Annotated in this window: 13 protein-coding genes and 2 pseudogenes; 1 reads left to right on the plus strand and 14 read right to left on the minus strand. The window is 55.0% G+C overall.

The window, feature by feature from the left end; genetic code table 11:
- Positions 1 to 255: 255 nt before the first annotated feature.
- From JI735_RS06630 to JI735_RS06655, 7 genes and pseudogenes are all read right to left on the minus strand, one after another.
- Complete coding sequence (locus JI735_RS06630; RefSeq protein WP_039838451.1) at positions 256 to 1083, minus strand: formate/nitrite transporter family protein; 828 nt, start codon at positions 1081 to 1083, stop codon at positions 256 to 258.
- A 265-nt stretch (positions 1084 to 1348) separates the two neighbouring features.
- Entirely contained in the window at positions 1349 to 2713 is a 1365-nt protein-coding gene (locus tag JI735_RS06635; protein ID WP_039838450.1) for an FAD-dependent oxidoreductase, read from the minus strand.
- 325 nt (positions 2714 to 3038) lie between these two features.
- Entirely contained in the window at positions 3039 to 4679 is a 1641-nt protein-coding gene (locus JI735_RS06640; RefSeq protein ID WP_039838449.1) for a formate--tetrahydrofolate ligase, read from the minus strand.
- Positions 4680 to 4947: 268 nt separating this feature from the next.
- The gene (locus JI735_RS35390) at positions 4948 to 5085 is read right to left on the minus strand and encodes a hypothetical protein (protein WP_233476281.1); all 138 of its coding nucleotides are present in this window, start codon (positions 5083 to 5085) and stop codon (positions 4948 to 4950) included.
- Positions 5086 to 5093: 8 nt separating this feature from the next.
- On the minus strand, positions 5094 to 6116 hold the full coding sequence (locus JI735_RS06645) for an LLM class flavin-dependent oxidoreductase (RefSeq protein ID WP_083886911.1): 1023 nt from the start codon (positions 6114 to 6116) through the stop codon (positions 5094 to 5096).
- A gap of 195 nt (positions 6117 to 6311) precedes the next feature.
- On the minus strand, positions 6312 to 6650 hold the full coding sequence (locus JI735_RS06650) for a DUF3243 domain-containing protein (protein WP_039838447.1): 339 nt from the start codon (positions 6648 to 6650) through the stop codon (positions 6312 to 6314).
- 186 nt (positions 6651 to 6836) lie between these two features.
- A pseudogene (locus JI735_RS06655) lies at positions 6837 to 8407 on the minus strand (FAD-dependent oxidoreductase).
- Positions 8408 to 8607: 200 nt separating this feature from the next.
- On the opposite strand from JI735_RS06655, the gene JI735_RS06660 reads away from it, so the two are divergent.
- Positions 8608 to 8745: a hypothetical protein gene (locus JI735_RS06660; RefSeq protein WP_157771476.1), complete on the plus strand. Its 138-nt coding sequence runs from the start codon at positions 8608 to 8610 to the stop codon at positions 8743 to 8745.
- 323 nt (positions 8746 to 9068) lie between these two features.
- Here JI735_RS06660 and JI735_RS06665 read toward each other — a convergent pair whose 3' ends face one another.
- From JI735_RS06665 to JI735_RS06695, 7 genes and pseudogenes are all read right to left on the minus strand, one after another.
- Positions 9069 to 9824: a M15 family metallopeptidase gene (locus tag JI735_RS06665; RefSeq protein ID WP_233476282.1), complete on the minus strand. Its 756-nt coding sequence runs from the start codon at positions 9822 to 9824 to the stop codon at positions 9069 to 9071.
- Between the two features lie 398 nt (positions 9825 to 10222).
- Positions 10223 to 12088, minus strand: coding sequence for a DEAD/DEAH box helicase (locus JI735_RS06670; protein WP_202677208.1), 1866 nt, complete (start codon positions 12086 to 12088; stop codon positions 10223 to 10225).
- A 349-nt stretch (positions 12089 to 12437) separates the two neighbouring features.
- Positions 12438 to 14108 (minus strand): ABC1 kinase family protein, encoded by a 1671-nt coding sequence (locus tag JI735_RS06675; protein WP_039838825.1) that lies wholly within the window; start codon positions 14106 to 14108, stop codon positions 12438 to 12440.
- Positions 14109 to 14447, minus strand: coding sequence for a phasin family protein (locus tag JI735_RS06680; RefSeq protein WP_039838824.1), 339 nt, complete (start codon positions 14445 to 14447; stop codon positions 14109 to 14111).
- Between the two features lie 100 nt (positions 14448 to 14547).
- Positions 14548 to 15179 (minus strand): annotated as a pseudogene (locus JI735_RS06685) (ThuA domain-containing protein).
- A 130-nt stretch (positions 15180 to 15309) separates the two neighbouring features.
- On the minus strand, positions 15310 to 16122 hold the full coding sequence (locus tag JI735_RS06690; protein ID WP_039838822.1) for a uroporphyrinogen-III synthase: 813 nt from the start codon (positions 16120 to 16122) through the stop codon (positions 15310 to 15312).
- Between the two features lie 92 nt (positions 16123 to 16214).
- Positions 16215 to 18170 (minus strand): methyl-accepting chemotaxis protein, encoded by a 1956-nt coding sequence (locus JI735_RS06695; protein ID WP_233476283.1) that lies wholly within the window; start codon positions 18168 to 18170, stop codon positions 16215 to 16217.
- Between the last annotated feature and the right edge of the window lie 90 nt (positions 18171 to 18260).

Genomic DNA, 18260 nt, shown 5'->3' on the forward strand with positions numbered 1-18260 from the left:
TTGAATATGTATATTCTATAACCGCATTTGCTCCACGTAAAGAAAATAGGCGGGAACAAACTGATTCGTTCCAAGTATGCCTGGGTAATAGAGCATATGAAACACTCCCTATGAATTCGCCGTGAGCCCGATTTCGTTCCCCCGAGTCGGATATGCACGGCGAATTTTGTTGTAGACCGGAACAACAAATAAAAACACCCCCCGGAGATTTCCAGAGAGTGCTGATGGGCCGCCAGACCTGGGCAGGCCAGCAGGTTATGCGTGTTTTTTTACACCGGCAGCAGAAATGCCTTCCACCGGTTGAACAGCCGCCGGCGCTTTGCGCAGGTACGCCATCCAGTAAGCGAATGCGACGAAGATTGCACCGCCTGTGAGGTTCCCGAGCCAAACCGGGACAAAATTGCTGAAGTACTGGGACCAGGTGAAATGTCCTTCAAATATGGCAGCAGGGATAAGGAACATGTTGGCTACAACGTGCTGGAAGCCGATGGCCACAAAGGCCATGGTCGGAAACCAGATTCCGAGGATTTTACCGCTGAAGTTATCCGCTCCGTAAGAGAGCCATACGGCCAGAGCAACGAGCCAGTTACAACCGATACCGGATACAAACGCCTGCAAAAAGGTGGCATCGATCTTGTGTCCGGCCATATCCACCAGTTTGTCCAGATACACGCCGTCTGCGGTGAGGCCGACAATGTGGCCGAAGAAATATGCGACGAACAAGGCGCCTGCGAAGTTACTGATGGTAATCAGCACCAGATTCTTAAGCATTTCCCAGAATGAAATCTTCTTGGACATAAATGCCAGCGGCACCGCCATCATATTGCCTGTCAGCAGTTCCCCTCCGGCCAGCAGCACCATGATCAGACCTACCGGGAACACGGAAGCCCCGATAAAATTCGCAATGGAGCCCCATTCCTTCGGTGCGCCTGCAATAACGCGAATGTCCAGCAAAAATCCGAGCGCGATAAACGCTCCCCCCAAGAAGCCAAGAATAAGTACAGTGCTGAGCGGATTGTGTGCCTTCTTAATTCCGTTCTCCACCGTGACTTCGGCAATCCCCTGCGGTTTGTTATAAGCCATGATTCCTATCCCCTTTTAATACTTAAAATTTGTTCCTTTATGCCATTGTAGCGTGTCAACTAAGACAATTACGTGATAAAAATCACTTATGTAAAAACTAAGTGAAACTTTTCACTGACATGTCAAATTTACCACAAAAGTATCCAATGCGGAATGTTTTTATTCAAGTGGAAGCGGCCAGTCCGCCAAAAAAATACATTTGTGCCGGGGCGCACCAAAAAACCGGAGCCTTCATTCGGCTCCGGTTATGGGGATGGCTGCAGGGTTAGACCGATACAGTTTCTTTATGGGGAACTGTTGCGGGCAAGGCCTGAAGACCTGCGGTATTCAGGAAATTCCATGGTTTGTTGTAATGCGGCTGGAAGAAGAAATCGATAAATGCCAGCTGGTCTACTGTCATTTTATTCTGTATGCATACCGACACGGTATTGATCGACTGCGTCAGATCCATTTTGGACATAATCTGAGCGCCGAGGATGCGGCGGGTCGGGCGGTCATATACCACCTTTAACTGCACCTGCTCAAAGGTTGGCATAAATTCAGGACGGTAGTTGTCGGTCAGCAGGACACTTTCAATATCCATGCCTTCCGCTTTGGCCGCATCTTCCGTCAGCCCGGTTCCGGCGATATTGTCTTCATAAATTTTGATCCCCGAAGTGCCCTGTGTGCCCATGTAGGCAATGGTCGGCGACACCAGATTCCGGGCTACCAGCGTACCCATGCGCACTGCGTTGGTTGCCAGGGGGATGTAAGCATTTTTGCCGGTCGGATTATAGTGAATTGCGCAGCTGTCACCCGCAGCATAGATGTCCGGAAGGCTGGTCTGCATGTAGTCGTTGACAATAATTGCACCGTTAGGAAGCATATCCACTTTGCCTTTTAACAGCTCGGTATTCGGACGGAATCCGATGCAGAGGATAACCAGGTCTGTCTCATGCTCGCCTTTGCTGGTAATGACCTTGGTCACTTTGCCGTTCTCTCCTGCAAACGAGCTGACCTTCTCGCCAAGCGCCAGAGTGATTCCGTGATCCTCCAGTGATTTTTGAATAGGTGCAGTAAATTCTTCATCCAGGTATTTGCTCAGGATACGATCCTCGCCATCGATCAGCGTAACCTGCTTGCCGTTCATTTGAAAAGCTTCTACCAGCTCGACTCCGATATATCCGGCGCCGACAACAGTGATTCTGTCCACCTGCTGTGCTCTTTCGATGATGGTGTTGGAATGGCTGTAATTCTTCGACAGGAGGATACCGTCAAGCTCCATGCCTTCCAGCTTCGGAACAATTGGCCATGAGCCGGTGGTCATGATCAGCTTGTCATAGGAGTCATCGAATTCCTGGCCTGTCGCCAGATTGCGGGCACGCAGGGTTTTGCGGTCCGTATCGATCCGGATAACTTCATGGCGCATGTTCGTCTTGACGCCGAGTTCAGCCAGCTTTTCCGGCGAGGAATAGAACAGACCCTGCGGGTCCTTGATTACTCCCCCTACATAAAGCGCAATCCCGCACGACAGGAAAGAAATATTATCATTGCGTTCATATACTGTAATCTCGGCTTCAGGATAGAGCTGGGCGGTGTTAACAATTGCGGCGGTTCCGGCATGGGTACATCCAATGACTGCTACTTTCATGGCTTCTTCCTCCTCCAAATTTGGGCATTCATTTATTTTCTCTATAGTTGTGATTTATTTCACTTTATGAGTTGATTATATTGTGATTTTTCTCACATTACAAGCCTTTTTGTGATTTTTCTCACAACGTTCACAACTTTTGCGGATTTTAGTCCTCCAGGTCCATCCTGCAGCTGTATTAGTTTTCCCCGGAACGGGTACATTATGTCTGCTGTACAGCAGGAAGGAGCAGGGAACCTTCAACGCAGACGCAGCAAAGCCCCCTTACCTCTGCATCAGTCGCAGAAATACGGGGGCTTAAGCCTGTGAATTTATATAACCCTAGTTACTCTAAACCGTTAATGACACCGTCCAGGTCCACCTGAATACCTTCTGCCGCTGGTTGGGCCGGGAGTCCAGGCATTGTAACGATATTGCCGGTGATGACTACAGCGAAGCCTGCGCCCAGCGACAGCGTAATATCGCGGACACCCATAGTGAAGCCCTCGGGGGCTCCCAGCAGTCTTGGCTGGTCTGAGAAGGAGTATGGAGTCTTAGCCATGCAGACCTGAAGCTGGTGGAGGCCAAGCTTCTCAATCATGCCCAGGCTGCGCTTCGCTGCCGGCGAGAAGGCCACCTCAGCACCACGGTAAATTTCGGTAACGATTTTTTTGATTTTGGCCGGGATGTCCAGATTGTCCTCATACAAGGGAGCAAATGCCGCGGGTTGGCCTTCTCCCTGCTCCAAGAGCTTCTTCAGCTCCATGGCAAGCTCTAACCCTCCGGCGCCACCTTCCGCCCATACCTTGGAAACGGCTGCGGGTACGCCGAGACGGCGGCAGGCCTCCAGGACATCGTTAATCTCCGAGGGGGCATCTCCTTCGAAGTGATTAAGCGCCACCAGTACCGGAACGCCGAATTTGGCCAAATTCTCAATATGGCGCTCCATGTTGGAAATGCCGGAGAGCAGGGCGGCCTGGTTCGTCTGATGCAGCTCATCTTTACGCACACCGCCGTTGTATTTCAGCGATTTCACCGTCACCACCAGCACGGCAGCGGCGGGAGTAAGCCCGGCTTGACGGCATTTGATATCCATGAACTTCTCTGCGCCGAGATCCGCCCCGAAGCCTGCTTCCGTCACCACCACATCACCCAGCTTCAGCGCATAACGGGTACCGATTACACTGCTGCAGCCATGGGCGATATTAGCAAAAGGCCCGCCATGCACAATTACCGGTGTCCCCTCCAGTGTCTGCACCAGATTGGGCTTCACAGCTTCCTTCAGCAGCGCAGTCATGGCTTCCACTGCCCCGATATCCTTTGCCGTGACCGGCTGGCCCGACTGGTCATATCCGACCAGCATGCGGCTTAGGCGTTTTTTGAGATCGGCAAGACCGTCGCACAGGCATAGCACAGCCATAATCTCGGAGGCGGTTGTAATCTGGAAACCGCTCTCCCGCACCGTACCGTTGCCATCGCCTAGACCCGTCACAATACTGCGCAGGCTGCGGTCATTCATATCCATTACGCGTTTCCAGACAATGCGCTGAGGGTCCAGTCCGAGAAGGTTGCCCTGAAAAAGATGATTGTCGATCATAGCCGACAGCAGATTATGCGCCGAGGTTACCGCATGTATATCGCCTGTAAAATGCAGGTTGATCTCATCCGCCGGAACAATCTGCGCCTTGCCACCGCCGGTGGCTCCGCCTTTCATTCCTAAGGTCGGACCAAGCGAAGGCTCGCGCAGCGCCGCTACGGTCCTAACCCCCGCTGCATTCAGCGCCTGGGACAGTCCGATGGTCGTCAGCGTTTTGCCTTCGCCTGCCGGAGTCGGATTCATCGCGGTGACCAGCACCAGCTTCCCGTCCTGCTTGTGCTTAAGCTCATCCCAAAGGGATGGCGACAGCTTGCTTTTATACTTGCCGTACAGCTCCAGATGCTCCTCATGAATTCCTGCTGCCGATGCCACCTCTGTAATTAACCTCATGCCGTTATAAAACCCTCCTGCCGTTATTATCCTGCTTCACCACTAACTCTATGCACTTCTCCAAGATCTACATTCCTCTTCAAAGGATACAGTGTCCCTGAAAAGCGTCAAGGATAATTTTCATAGATCCCCAAATGAAAATCCCCCCAAACCCGGCAAAGGCCGCCATTCGGGAGGAAAACTCAAGTTAAGTCCAGCACACTAATTCCAGCACACAGAAATGGCTTCGCCGTCTCCTATACAAAACGTATAGAGCAAAGCGCTATGCTTATAAATTATAAATTTCAGCAATAAAGCCGTTTTGTTCTACAGCAATGCTGCTTTCTGTTCCATCATGCTCCCAGGTGATTCCTTTGGTTCCACACGGGCTACCACGTTGCCGCAGAATACAAAATTCAGGGCCCATGGAGTAAGCTAATTCGCCCCGGCCCCTCCGCGTAACCCGCAGACATCGGCTATCAGCCGCAGGGATCTCAGCTTGTCCTCATAGCGGTGCATAAGCGTAGCGAACATAATTTCCTCGCATTGGTATTCCTCCATGAGTGCTGTCAACTGCTGCCGCACTTCGTCCGGTGATCCAAGTACCATTCGCCTGCGGTTATCCTCGATCCGGAACCGGTCATACGGCGTATACTTGTAGCCCAGTGCCGTCTCCACAGAAGGCGTGCCTGTCGAGACATGGCCCTTCTCCAGCTGAACCAGGGACAAATCCATACTGGCAGCCAGCCGGTCCGCTTCCGCGGAAGTCTCGGCGCATACAGCAAACACCGACACCAGTGCCTGGGGTGCAGAAGCTGCAGGAGACGGGCGGAAGCTGTTCCGGAAGGAGCGGACCGCCATGCTGCCCCCTGCACTGTTTATAAATCTGGCGTATGCATAGCCGGTCCCCAGCCTGGCGGCAAGAGCTGCACTTTCCCTGCTGGACCCGAGCAGCCAGAGCTCCGGGGCAGTGCTGACCTGCGGGCTGGTCTCCAGCCCGGCAAAGCGGTGCGACTGATCCGGAGCGCCATACAGATAGCTGAGCAGATCTTGGATCTGTAATTCGTACAGCTCAGCGCCGCCGGTCCGGTTCTCCTGGAGCGCTCTTGCGGCGAGCGCCCCGCCTCCTGCAGCTCTGCCCAGCCCAAGATCAATCCGGCCGGGGTACAGGGCTTCGAGGACGCGAAAGTTCTCGGCCACTTTATACGCGCTGTAATGGGGAAGCAGCACAGCTCCCGAACCGATACGGATTCTTGAGGTTACCGCAGCCAGATGTGCCATAAGCACCTCAGGGCTCGAACCGGCCAGCCCGCGTGCCGCATGATGCTCGGAGACCCAGAAGCGGTGATAGCCCAGCCGGTCCGCCTCTATGGCTAGCCTTGCGGTTTCAGCCAAAGCCTCGGCCGGCGTGCTGCCCTCCGAGACCGGCGATTGATCCAGTATGCTTAATTTCATCATCAGCGCATCTCCAAGTCATGAGATTTCAGAATGGAAGTACCCCATTTGAATCCAATTTTCTCCCCATTATAGCATTCGGGTATCTGACGTTTCCTGCTCCGCCTTCTTTACGGCAAAAAATCCTCCCCCGGTCACCCGAAGAAGGATCTTTGTCCAGCCTATGCACTTTAGATAAGCGCTAGCGTAACAGCTCTATCAATTCCGGGCCAGCTTAACCAGCATATGTGCCAGCCGGTGGCGCTCTTCCTTGCTGCCGACCTTCCACAGCTCCAGCAGCAGCTTCTCCTCGCTGTTGCGCGGTTCTTCATGTGCAGCCAGATAGTCGGCGATTTTCTCCGCCGCTGCGGCCAGCTGTTCTTCGCCCAACCCAATCTTTTGCGCCAATTGGATGCGCTTTCCCAGATAAGATCTGAAATCTTCGAAATTCTTCAGGATAACGTCTTTTTGTTCGGACTCTATCCGGTCAAGGGCGTCGCTCACTTTAGCCATCGTCACATTACCGTCCTTGTTCACCACATGATTATGTTCGGACATCTGAAGCTCCCCTTTCACTGGTAATTTCATGGTTTCCCACTACTTAACCAGGGGCCGGGGAGATGAACCATTAGAACCGGCGGCTACAGCTGTAAGACACACCTGCACGGACTGCCGGAATCTGCCCGCAGATGATCTCTTTGGTATCCTAATTCATAATACTGATTATGCACGCCCTGATTCTGCCTAGACCGCACCAATAGACGGCCATTCCAGCTCAAACCCGTTATTGCGCAGGCGGGTCTGGAAGCTGCTCAGCTGTTGCGGGGAATTCCGCACCCCGCGGGGAGTAGTCCCGTTATCCAGACAGTAAGCTGCCAGCATGCCTGCAGCCTCTCCAATGTTCCATTCCACCGGGTGAAGCCGGTAGCAGCCATTGGTGATATGCGTGGTCCCAATGTTTTTGGCAGCAGCGATCAGGTTGTTCACCCGAACCGGGATCAGCGCCCCCAGCGGGATCTGGAACGGCAGCGAAGGAATGTCGATAAAGGTCCGCAGCGCCGTGCTGGGATGAAGATCAATCCGGTAGCTGCCGATGCCAATAGTATCGGGGTATTTTTCGGCTTTGCCTCCGGGACGGTCGGCCGGGCTGAGATGCTGCTCCAGAATCGTATATTCCGCGCGGATACGGCGTCCTTCACGAATATACGGAGCCTGTGCAAGTCCATGCGGCGCTCCCGTCGCATCCGGCCGTGGACGAAGGCCAGGGTAACCTATGCCGCCATCTTTGCGGGGAGCCTCTGTCTGCATCCAATACAACAAGGAAAGACTGAGCTGCTTCGCTCTCTCCAGATGGCAGTGCCTTTCCTCCGGAGTAACGTCAACAATCGGTCCGAGCCAGTAGTCATTCTGCGGCCAGTTAACCACGCTGAGGTCCGTCTTGTAGGTCCCGGGCTGAAAATTATTGCGATCCGCCAGTCTCCGGTAAGTAAACAGCGGATTTACCCCCTCCTCCGGCAAAAGCACATAGGTCACAGGCACAAGCGTTGAGGGGGAAGGAACGGTCCAGCTCAGCTGTGGAGCCGGCCAGAAATCAGCCTGATAGTTCTTCCAGAAGTCATATTCACGCGGCTTGGCAATCGTATAATCTTCACCCTCGTTATAGTCGAGCGCCAGACAATGCGTGAACGCCTGGATATCCCGGGGATCCGCCGGACCCGCAAGGGCGTGCCTCTCCCCGGTCTCGGCAACGGATTCTGCGCCGGTTACGTACTCCACGCCTGCAAGCGGCAGCACATCCCCTTCCTCGGTTGCATCCAAAAAATAGCTGCCTGTCAGCACCAGCCTATCTCCATCCTGCCCGCACACCGTTACTGAAATCACCTCGTCCCCGTCTGTCTCGGCCTGCACGGGTTTGTATCCGGTCCATATCTGCAGCCGCCCGCTGTGCACATAGGGGCCAGCATATCCCGGAGCACCGCCAGCGCGGTGCGCGGTTCATGAGATAGACGGCTGACCCAGGCATTTCCGGGATTGAACCCCGCCCGGGCGCGCGCCTGCTCTGTGAGCGGGAAGAATCTGCGGTAATAATCGCGTACTGCATTCCGGTAAGTCCGGTAGCTTGCCGTACAGCCAAACTGTTCAATCCAGCGGTTCTCATCAGGAGGCACTACCTGGCTGGTGAGCTGTCCGCCAATCCATTCATAGGCCTCGGTCATCACCACCGACCGTCCTGACCTTGCAGCACCAAGAGCAGCCGCACAGCCTCCGGTTCCACCGCCGATAATGATTACATCTGCCTGAATCTGTTTCGTCATTTCATTATCTCCTCCATAATTGAACAAAATAAGTACTGCAACTGAACAAAATAAGCACTGCTTCCCCCTGCCTTTACTTATATGTAATTTTTAGAGATGATTTTACAACTTAAAATTCTCAGGTAACCGAAAAAAAGGAACTTTTACCTCTCATTTCACTTAGTTACCCTCGCTATACAAGAACAAAATCACCCTGGCGGGTGAATAGCAACACGGGGCTTTTGGCCGCAGGGATTCCCCACCGCTCCAAAATCAACGGGGGCATGCTGAAGACGAATCGCCCCATTCCTTCGCGATTGATCCGCAGCCGTTACGGACCGGAAAGCCGTTATGGATAGAAGATTCATCTATTCCGCAGGACAGCGGACTCAGTTGCCTTTATTTGTCCCTTTCCCCTTTATTCCAGGCTCCATCGAACGATCTAACGGCTCCTGAGTCCGTAACTGCTGAAAAAGTAAGATTTTTGGCAAAATAAGGGCTCCTCTGTCCCTCTGTCCGCTTCAGTCCGTGGATGGAGCCCAATCCTGCTGCATCGCTTATATCCTGTGAGGCTGCCAAGATATCCACACTTTTTTACACTGTATAATTTCCTAATACAATAAAAAAGCACTGCCCTCCACCTTGCGGGGAATTGCAGTGCTTTAATGATTCAGCAGACTTATTATTTGGATACCGGAACAGCGTCATAGTACTCTTCCAGCGTAATGCCCCGCTCCGCGATGGAGGCAGCAATATCTTTTCCTACATAGCGGACATGCCAAGGCTCATACATATACCCGGTGATCGCCTGTTTGCCCTCAGGGTAGCGGATAATGAAGCCATACTCAGCCGCGTGAGCTGCCAGCCAGTTGGCTTCCTCTGTTCCGGCAAAGCAGCTTTCTGCCGCGCATTTGCCATCCGTGCCGGACAGGTCGATCGCCAGACCTGTCTGATGCTCGCTGTGTCCAGGCACGGCGCTATAGGTACGGGCTTTCTCTTCACCATCTCTTTTGACATAGTTATTAAACAGCCGGGTCTGAGTAGCCTCGGAACGGTAGCCGGAAACCCCGGCCAGATGTACGCCGTCTTTTAATGCACCTGCGAACATTTTCTCCAGTGCATCTGCAGCAGTCTTCCGCAGCATCCGCTTCTCAATCTTTTCGGAGAAAATAAACGGCACATCGGGATAGACCAGATCAGCCGGCTTATAGCCATCCGGCAGCTTGTACTGCTTATTGATCATAGCAGCCACACTATCTGGTTCAGCAGCGGTAAGCTCTGCTGCCGGATCGGCTGAACCGGAGCTGTCCGGATCAGAGGGCTTATCCGCCGGTGTTGGCGAAGGCTTCACGGCAGCCTCATTCCCGGAATTATCCGGCTCGGCAGAAGGCCCATCCCCTGTGGCCGTGTCTGACCCCTCCGGAGCGCTGCTGGCCACGGCTGAAGGCTCCGGTGCGGAGCTTGGCTGTCCCTGAAGCTCCTCCCCGTGCTTGCGGAGGCTCCCTCCTCCTGTGAAGCCGAAGGCGAAGGCGAGTTATATTTGCCTATCCCCCAGCCTACAGCAACTACAATAATGAGTAAAATGACGATTTTGGCAGTCTTAGACATATCCTGTGTTTCCTCCCAGAAAGTTAATGAATGCTCCAGACAAGAGCCGATAATTGCACAGACGGAAATTTTGCTCCCGCTTCGAATACCAGCTTAGAACCCGAAACACCTGCACTCTTTTCGCTATAGGCAATACTCTATGATATCTGAAGTTCAAGTTATATTATAGACAAGCTTTGCGTCCAAAATGTTTCAAAACTTTAAAGATACACAAAGGCAAAAAAAATGTTACCACAGAACGCCAGCCTGAGCGGCTGACCGTCCTATGGTAACAAGTTTCATAAAATGGAATCCAGCGCCTTTATCTGGAGGAGCCTCGGCCGCCGCGCGTGCCCCCGGAGCCGTTGCCCCGGCCGCCGCGTGATGAAGCTTTGCCCCCGCTGCTGCGCCCCCCGGGCCGTAGCCGCCTTTGCCGCCTTTGGAGCCGCTGCGTGCGCCGCCCGGGTTATATCCACCGCCCGGGCCCGCACCTTTAGAGGCTCCGTAGCTGAAGCCTCCGGCTTCCGCGCCACGGGAAACGTTGGCACTGTAGCCGCTGCCCGGGCCGCCTTTGGAACCGGCGGCTCCTTTGCCGCCGCGCTGGCCGGCCGCGCTTCCTCCGGCTGCATAGCCTGCAGCCGGGCTGCTGCTGCGGGCGTCGTAGCTGCCGTAGCCGCCGCCCGTTCTTGGCTTCGCCGCGCTTTTGCCGGCGTGCCCGCCGCCTCTTGGCGCAGCGGTGCCCCAGCCGCTGCGTTTGCCGCCAGCCGCTTCGCTGCGGCTGCGCCCTTCTGCAGGCGCGCCCCAGCCGCCTGCTTCCTTGCCGCGGCCGCGTCCGCCCGCGCCCGGCCGCGCCCCGGCTTCGGCGCGCGGAGCTCCGCCGCTGCGCCCCTGGGCGCGCCCGCCGCGTCCATTGCGGGCGCCTTCCGGCACGGCGTTTTGGCGTCCGCCGCGCGGCGAGCCGCCGCCCTGCACGGAGGTGAATTCGCCTGCGCCGAATTCATCCTTCTCGTACCGGCGGCGGTCCAGCCGCTGGGAGATGCCGTGCTCGATCAGCTCGAGCCCGGCGCGTTCGCGCGGCGAAGCGAACGTGATCGCCAGTCCCTTGCCGCCTGCGCGGCCGGTCCGGCCGATCCGGTGAATGTAGCTGTCCGCATCCAGCGGCAGATCATAGTTGAAGACATGCGTGATGCCCTCGACGTCCAGACCGCGGGCAGCCACATCCGTGGCCACCAGCAGCTGCAGCTTCGCCTCGCGGAACCGTTTCATCACCGCTTCGCGTTTGCTCTGCGACAAGTCGCCGTGCAGCTCGTCGCAATCATAGCCGGCGGCCTGGAGCGCTTCATTCAGCTTGGACACACGGCGTTTCGTCCGGCAGAAGATCATCGCCAGGTAAGGACGGTCCCGCTCGATCAGCGCGATCAAGGCTTCTTCCTTGTTGCGGTCCGAGCATTCCACCACCTGCTGGCGGATATTCTCCAGCGGAATAGGGGAACCGCTTTTAATAACGATATCCAGCGGCTCTTTCATGTAGTTGCTGGCCAGCCGCTTGATCGGGTCCGGCATGGTCGCGGAGAACAGCATCGTCTGGCGGCGGTAAGGCACAGCCGTAATAATGGCTTCCACATCCTCCAGGAAGCCCATATGCAGCATTTGGTCCGCTTCATCCAGCACCAGCATCTTGACCCCGCCGAGATCCAGCGTTCCCCGGCGTATATGATCCAGCAGCCGGCCCGGCGTCCCGATAATCAGATGCCGGCCGCCTTCCAGCTTGCGCAGCTGCTTTTCCACATCCTGGCCGCCATATACGGCCAGAATTTTCACTCCGGTATGGCGCGCCAGCTTGCGGGCCTCCTCGGTAATCTGCAAAGCCAGCTCGCGGGTCGGTGCCATGATAAGCGCCTGCGGATACGCCTGCTCCACACGGATCTTGTCCATAATCGGCAGCAGGAAGGCCAGTGTTTTACCTGTTCCCGTCTTGGCCCTTGCGATAACGTCCAATCCCTGCACCAGCGGAGGAATGGCTTCCTCCTGCACCGGTGTAGGCTTAGCAATCCCCTGACCCTGAAGCAGGCCGTTCAATAATTCAGATACTCCCAGTTCCTTAAAACCCGGCAAAGTCTCCACCTCACATTTTTCTGTAATTTGTTCAATACATATCACTATAGATATCCAGTTCCTGGAGTAATGTAGGCAGGATGCCGTTGCCGCATATTCAAAACAAAAGCGGAAGGAACCCCGTCTCCGGAGCCCTTCCGTCTCACTAGCCGCCCTCAGCCCTGCAGATGCGCGGTCCAAAGTTCGGTTTCAAGGGCAGCAGCGATCCACCGGACATTCAGACGGCACTCCATTTGCGTTCCATTACACTCTATATCCAAGCTTCTTATTTAGGATTAAGAAGTTAACCTTTACATTGTACTTGATCCCGTGCCGTTTGTGTGCAACTCCCCAAGAATATTTATTACGGCTAAAACCGTCCTGATTTAAAAATGGAGTACAGCAGCCATAGAATCATCAGAAGAGCGATCACAGAGCCGATTTCGACAATCGGGAAGTCCCAGAGCATGGAAGGCTCTCCCCGCAGCGAAGAGGCAATGATCAGCCCGGCCATAATAATACTGAAGGCCAGCAGCACAATGCTGAACGAGAGGCGGTTACCCACCCGGCTAACCTTGTGTTCAATTCCCTTCAGCTCAGGCAGCACGACCTCCACCTTCAGCTTGCCTTTGCCAACGAGCGCAGACAGCTGCCGCGCCTGTGCCGGAAGCTCAACCAGGCTTTCGGCCAGGTCAGCAACGCCGCCGAGAATTTTGCGCTGCAGGCGGCTGCCGCTGAAGCGCTGCCTTACGAGCCGCCTGCCGAAGGGTTCGGCCATCTGCACAATGCTGAAGGACGGGTCAAGGTTGCCGACAACCCCCTCCAGCGTCAGCATGGTTTTGCCGAGCATCGCCAGGTCCGGGGGAATGACCAGCCTGTGCTTGCGGGCGATGCCGAACAGATCATTCAGCGCTTTGCCGATGCTGACCTGCTTGAAAGGGATATCATAGTATGCCTCGCGAAGCCTGTCCATATCATCATGAAGCGCCATCCGGTCAGCTTCCTCGGGAATGACGCCCAGCCGTAAAATAGCCCGCACCATGGAATCAGTATTCTTGCGCATTAGAGCGATGACAAGCGCAGACAGGCTGTCCTTCATCTCTTCGCTCAGCCGGCCAACCATGCCGAAATCAATTAACGCCAGTTTCCCGTCATCCAGCAGCATAACATTGCCGGGATGAGGATCAGCATGAAAAAAACCATGAATAAAGATCTGGTTCAGCATCATCTCCACCAGCTGCTGGGCTAGCGTCTTCAGCTTCACGCCCTTCAGGAGCAGCTCCTCGCGGTGGTTCAATGTGATGCCTTCGACATATTCCATGGTCAGCACACGGGTGGAGCTGTAATCCCAATAAATCGCCGGGATATAGACCTGATCGTGTTCCGTAAGCTGCCCGGCGATCCGTTCCGCATTGCGCCCCTCCTGGCCGTAATCCAGCTCCGCCAGCAGCGCCCGGGAGAATTCCTCTACCATCCGGGTCAGCCCGTATTGCTTCGCCCAGTCCAGCTTCCTCTCGGCCAGGGCGCTTAGATCCTGCAAAATTTCCAGATCCCGGGTCATCGTCCGCATCACACCGGGGCGCTGGATTTTGACCGCCACACTTTGCCCGCCATGCAGTACAGCCCGGTGGACTTGACCAATGGAGGCTGCGGCAAGCGGGGCATTCTCAAAATAGCTGAACATTTCATCAATCGGCTGGTCAAGCTCCTGCTCCAAAATATTGCGCGCCGTTTCCGCCGAGAACGGAGGGACACTGTCCTGAAGCTTCACCAGTTCCTGAATAATGGAATCGGGCAGCAGATCGGAACGGGTACTGGCCAATTGGCCCAGCTTCACAAAGGTTGGCCCCAAATCCTCCAGCACCCGGCGGATCCGCTCCCCCAGCGTCAGACTCTCGTGAACCTCCTGGGTAATCATCCGGCGCGGAAGGGACAACAGATGGTAGAGGCCAAGTTCCTCCACCATATAGCCGAAGCCATGACGCATCAGCGCCATGGCAATAGTCCGGTACCGCCCGGCATGTCTTATACGTACAGCCATTTAGTCCGTACGCTGTTCCGGCAGGGCTTCCTCCGTCGAAGGAGTTCCCTCCAGCTCCGCCACACGGCGCTCCAGGACAGCAATCCGCGCTTCCAGCCCGGCAACATCACTCTGAACAGGGATTTTAAGCTCCTTCAGCACGCGCTCCACCTGTTCATGAACTGCAGATTTGAACACTCCGCGTTCTTCCTCGCCACGCTCCACCAGCCGGTCAACGAGTGCCTTGGATTCCGAGGGGGCAAGCTCGCCCCGCTTCACCAGCTCTTCAACTACCTTTTCCTTGCTGACAATGGTGAGGCCGACTCCTAAAGAGATTGCTTTCTTGAACAAATCACTCATGGCACTTTCCTCCCAATGATTCCGGTTATGGATAGAGTATACCCTTTTGCGGGCCATTTCACAAAATTCAAGCCTGCGCAAAGCAGCCGCACTATATAGATTATCTAGGGATCCGCGCCGCCCAGGTAGCCGCCCGCAGGATCAGCTGGCGAACCGCCGGATGCGTGAAGGAAGGTTCGTGATGGCCTGGCATCAGAAATACCACCCGTCCCAGCCCGTAGCTGTGACACCAGGCGGCCGGACGCATTTCACCCTCTGCTTCATACTCCAATAAAATGGTCTTCTCTGTAAAAGGATCGAATTCGAACGTGTACGGCTCCTCATCCAGCTGGAAATCTTCGATGCCCTCGGTAATGTCATGCTCCAGGACCTTGAAGTTCAGCGGAGTATACGGCGGATGTCCGGTAAATCTGCCGCCGATCAGATGGGCCAGCTCATAGCGTTTGGCCAGCGAGATTCCGGTATGCAGTACGATCAGTCCGCCGCCGCCGCTCACATAGCTCAGCAGACCCGCAGTCTGCTGGGGGACACCGTCTCATTCCATAGCTCATTGTATGCAATGCACAGATCATATCCTGACAAGTGCTCGCTGAGCAGCAGCTTTTTATTCTCCGAACACTGCACAATCAGCAGATCATTCAGGATTTCGCTGATTTGTTTGTCCACGCCCTGCAGCGGATGAAAACGGGGGTGGGTATAGTCACCCAAAAGCAGACATTTTCTTTTGTCCATAGGGGACCTCCTCCTTTTTTCTATATCTATATTTGTCTTTTTAGTTGCCTATATTCTAAGTAAAATGGCTGAGGTTGTCCATGGCCGGCAATAAATGTCCGTGCCTATGAAACTTCGGCCTGGCAGACCGTCAGCGGCGGGACGCGATATATTTCCCAAGCTCCACGAACATGCTGCCCATCCGTTCATGCTCGGGCATCACGATCCGCGTTATTCCTTCCTCCTTCAGGGATTCCGAGGTGATCCTTCCTACAGAAACCGCCAGCACCTTGTGCTCAAAGGCCTCCACCAGCTCCTTCAGCTTGCCCTGCTCCCGGGCATACTGAGCCAGAAAACGGAATTGTGGAGCGCTCGTGAAGGCTACTGCATCGACTCTGCCTTCTGCAATCTCTTCATACAGCCGGGCCAGCGCCCCGGGCTCCGGCGGCGTATGGCGGTACGGCTCCACTTGAAGGACAGATGCCCCCGCCTCCTTCAGCCAGGCCGCCAGCTGAGGAGCAGGATCGCCATGGAGCTGCAGAACAACCGATTTGCCGCGCAGATCCCAGTCTTTCAGACCCCGAAGCAGCCCGGCTGTGCTCCCGTCATCATCGCGGACTTCAGGCCGGAGTCCCCGCTTCTTCAGCGCATTAACCGTCTTGTAGCCGCGTGCGGCAATTGGCGAAGCCGAGAGAACCTCCAGAAAACGCGCCTCCAGTTCCATCTCCGCCGCCATTTCAAACAGCGCCTCCAGCCCCATCCCTGTCGTCAGAATAGCCAGATCGGGCGGATGGGCTATCCAGGCAGCAATTCCTTCCCGCAGCGCCTGATCATCCAGAAACACCGTCCCCTGCGCAGGCCGGTGCAGCGCCGTTCCTCCCATGTTCTGCACCAGCTTGGCCATTTCTTCCGCCTTGCGCGGACCGGCCAGGGCGACGGTAATGCCTTGCAATTGCTCTGCCATATCCTTTTCTCCCCCTCATCAGCCCACAAACTTATTGTTTATCAGTATACTTGCATTGGGCCGAAAAAGAAAAGATGAAAAGCAATTCCCGCCTATTTCTCCGACAGTTTGAAACGTCCCACAAGCTCCTGCAGTTCCTCGGCAAGATGGCTTAGATCCGCTGAGGAGGATGCAATCTCCTCTACCGAAGCCAGCTGCTCCCGGGCAGCGGCCGATATCGTCTCCGTATTGCCGGCAGCCTCTTGAGAGATCGCTTGAATCTCATGGATCGCAGCCTTCATGCTGACAGCTTCAGCCGTCAGTGTGCCAACCGCTTCCACCATGGCTTCAATCTTCTCGGCCGCCCCCTTAACCGCTCTGCGGATGCGGGAGAAGGAGCGCCCGGTGGTATCCACCGCCATTATGCCTTCCGACACCTTGCTGCGGGCATCCTCCATCGTCGCCGTTGCCTGCTGCATCTCCGTGTTAATGGAAGCAATCTGATCCGCGATCCTGTGCGCGGAGCTCTCTGATTCCTCAGCCAGCTTGCGGACTTCAGCAGCAACAACCGCGAAGCCCCTGCCCTGCTCACCGGCTCTAGCCGCCTCAATCGAAGCATTGAGCGCCAGCAGGTTGGTCTGCCGGGCAATTCCCGTAATTACACCGGCAATCCCGTGAATCTGGCCTGTGCGGTCATTCAGCTTGCCGATTACACTGCTTAGTTCCTCCACTGTTTCGTGAATGCCGTTAATTTTGTCCACCACGCGGATCACCGAATCATTGCCCTCGGCAGCGGACAGCGAGGTCTTCTCCATCATTGCCGACACCTGCTCCATGAATCCGGAGATATGCTCAACTTCGCCTGCGGTTGCCGCCGTACTTTCCGTCCCTCTCTGCACACTGTGCACCTGCCGCTTTGTGCCCGCCGCTACCTCCTGAATTGCTATCGTTACATGCTCAATAGCCTTTGTGGTCTGTTCCGCCCCGGCTGTGAGCTCTTCTGCAGAAGCGGACACATTGCCGGTCATCTCCTTCACACCTGTAATCATGCCCCGCAGATTGGCAACCATTGAACGGAAATTGTCGGCAAGAAATCCGATTTCATCTCTCCGGAAGCGGCCGATATCCTCTGACAGGTCGCCGCTGGCAATGACCTCTGTAGCTTTGCGCAGACGGGTGAGGGGCTTAAGGATCGAAGCCACGTTGAAATACACCAGCACAAGCGCAAGCAGCACAGAGACGGCAATGACAATCAGAGCCGTATCACGGATCCCTTGTGTGGCTGCCGTCACCTCACTTTTGCTGATTGTGCCCCCGATTCTCCAGCCGGTGAGCCCGTTCACCAGATACGTCAGCTTTTGGGGAGAGTTGTTGTAGGTATAATCAAACGAACCGTGTTCTCCGTTAAACATTTGCTTAATGAAATCAAGCGATGATTCTTGGCCAATGGGTTCAATAGGATGTACAAGAAATTTTTTGCTGCTGTCAGCCAAAAAAATATATCCTTCCTTCCCGACCTTTATGTTAATCAGGTTGGCCATTTCCTCCAGGTTGAGGTTCAGAGCAACCACTCCGCCCCCATCTTCAAGCACTGCGGAAACCGCAACGGCTGTTTCCCCATTAACGGTCTGGAAGGCCGGTGAGACCACCGCCCCTTTCCCGTGCTTCAGTGCACTGACATAAGCGTTCTCCTTCCGCGGGTCATAGTTTTCCGGAAGTTTCGAATCCGCGGCATGTACCATCTCTGCCCGGCTGGTTGCCACATAAATATCCAGAACATCCGGATGAAGCGCAGCATACTCCTTCAATCTGGCCTGTACCGCAGCACCGCCGCCTCCTGCCGCTTGTCCATGAACAGCCGAGGAAGAGAACTGCTGGGCAAAATACTGAATATCATTGATTTTGGATTGCATATTCACGTTAATGATTTCGTTTACCGCAGCGACGCTTTCAGCGGCATTATTCAGAAGCTGGCCTTCCACTTTGCTGCTGGCCGATTCGTAAGTTTGCCAGCCTATGATGATGCTTGGCACCAGGAGGACAACCAGATATGTAAGAATTAGCTTCATACGGATGGTTATATTCGTTTTATGTTTCATCCTCTTTGCTCACTCTCGCTTTCTTATGAGTCTTAAGTCCGACTTGTGTGCAGTCTAATA

This window comes from Paenibacillus sonchi, assembly GCF_016772475.1.
In the GTDB taxonomy this organism is placed as follows: Bacteria; Bacillota; Bacilli; order Paenibacillales; family Paenibacillaceae; genus Paenibacillus_AQ; species Paenibacillus_AQ sonchi.

Coding starts and splice junctions, on each gene's coding strand:
- JI735_RS06635 (WP_039838450.1), bottom strand. CDS start 2,713: ATGAAAGTAGCAGTCATTGGATGTACCCATGCCGGAACCGCCGCAATT.
- JI735_RS06680 (WP_039838824.1), bottom strand. CDS start 14,447: ATGAGTGATTTGTTCAAGAAAGCAATCTCTTTAGGAGTCGGCCTCACC.
- JI735_RS06650 (WP_039838447.1), bottom strand. CDS start 6,650: ATGTCCGAACATAATCATGTGGTGAACAAGGACGGTAATGTGACGATG.
- JI735_RS06640 (WP_039838449.1), bottom strand. CDS start 4,679: ATGAGGTTAATTACAGAGGTGGCATCGGCAGCAGGAATTCATGAGGAG.
- JI735_RS06630 (WP_039838451.1), bottom strand. CDS start 1,083: ATGGCTTATAACAAACCGCAGGGGATTGCCGAAGTCACGGTGGAGAAC.
- JI735_RS06695 (WP_233476283.1), bottom strand. CDS start 18,170: ATGAAGCTAATTCTTACATATCTGGTTGTCCTCCTGGTGCCAAGCATC.
- JI735_RS06675 (WP_039838825.1), bottom strand. CDS start 14,108: ATGGCTGTACGTATAAGACATGCCGGGCGGTACCGGACTATTGCCATG.
- JI735_RS35390 (WP_233476281.1), bottom strand. CDS start 5,085: ATGGGCCCTGAATTTTGTATTCTGCGGCAACGTGGTAGCCCGTGTGGA.
- JI735_RS06645 (WP_083886911.1), bottom strand. CDS start 6,116: ATGATGAAATTAAGCATACTGGATCAATCGCCGGTCTCGGAGGGCAGC.
- JI735_RS06690 (WP_039838822.1), bottom strand. CDS start 16,122: ATGGCAGAGCAATTGCAAGGCATTACCGTCGCCCTGGCCGGTCCGCGC.